The following is a 1,089-nucleotide window of genomic DNA, read 5'->3' on the forward strand; positions in this document are numbered from 1 at the left end:
TAATTTCATTATATCTCTTCTAAGATCATTCCGTATTCGTCTGGTMTTTCATAGGAATAAACGATAGACAGATAGAGTMAAAATATCTTTCTTTTTTTTTTCTATTGATAATGWTAAAACAAATTGCTGTTAAAACAAATATAATAAAAAAGAGACAAATATCCGATAAGATATTGGGATGTTTCTTAGTATATGTTTTATAGTAAAATATAACGTATATCCTTATAAGCMATCACTWCTAACTCRGTATGAATACACACTATAGGTTGCAGAAAAAGTMGTTTTGKATCAAYCYAAMGCYCCCMAAAAAGTTTTAAAGTYAAAARKGGTCCGTTGRGCGCCTMAGGGCTATGTCATAATAGATTCGAACACTTGCCCCGGATTGACTTCCAAATCCGAATTGMTCTAGTGAATAACTAAAGGAAATAGAYGGGAGATAGAATMTAAAATAGAAAMAATTTATATAAAAAAAAATATCTCAGAGGTTCACTAATTATTTAGTTGGCAAGTCTMTTTGTATGTGTTGTCCGGAAAGAGGAGGACTCAATGATTATTCGTTCGCCGGAACCAGAAGTRAAAATTTTGGTAGAYAKGGATCCCATAAAAACWWYTTTTGAGGAATGGGCCAAACCGGGTCATTTCTYAARAAYAATAGCTAAAGGCCCWGAGACTASCACTTGGATCTGRAACCTACATGYTGATGCTCACGATTTCGATAGCCATACCGGTGATTTGGAGGAGATTTCTCGAAAAGTATTTAGTGCYCATTTTGGKCAACTCTCCATCATCTTTCTTTGGTTGAGTGGCATGTATTTCCATGGTGCTCGTTTTTCCAACTATGAAGCATGGTTAAGCGATCCTACTCACATTGGGCCTAGTGCCCAAGTGGTTTGGCCAATMGTGGGTCAAGAAATCTTGAATGGTGATGTGGGCGGTGGTTTCCGAGGAATACAAATAACMTCTGGTTTTTTTCAGATKTGGCGAGCATCTGGAATAACTAGYGAATTACAACTCTATTGTACCGCAATTGGTGCATTRATCTTTGCAGCGTTAATGCTTTTTGCTGGTTGGTTCCATTATCATAAAGCT

General features: G+C 36.3%; 1 protein-coding gene. It reads left to right on the forward strand.

Going from position 1 to position 1,089, the window contains the following annotated elements; all coding sequences use genetic code 11:
- Positions 1 to 546: 546 nt before the first annotated feature.
- The coding region (locus tag EIZ48_RS31490) for a photosystem I psaA/psaB family protein (RefSeq protein WP_205298642.1) at positions 547 to 1,089 on the forward strand (543 nt) is incomplete at its 3' end.

It is taken from the genome of Photobacterium alginatilyticum, from assembly GCF_009910675.1.
In the GTDB taxonomy this organism is placed as follows: domain Bacteria; phylum Pseudomonadota; class Gammaproteobacteria; order Enterobacterales; family Vibrionaceae; genus Photobacterium; species Photobacterium alginatilyticum.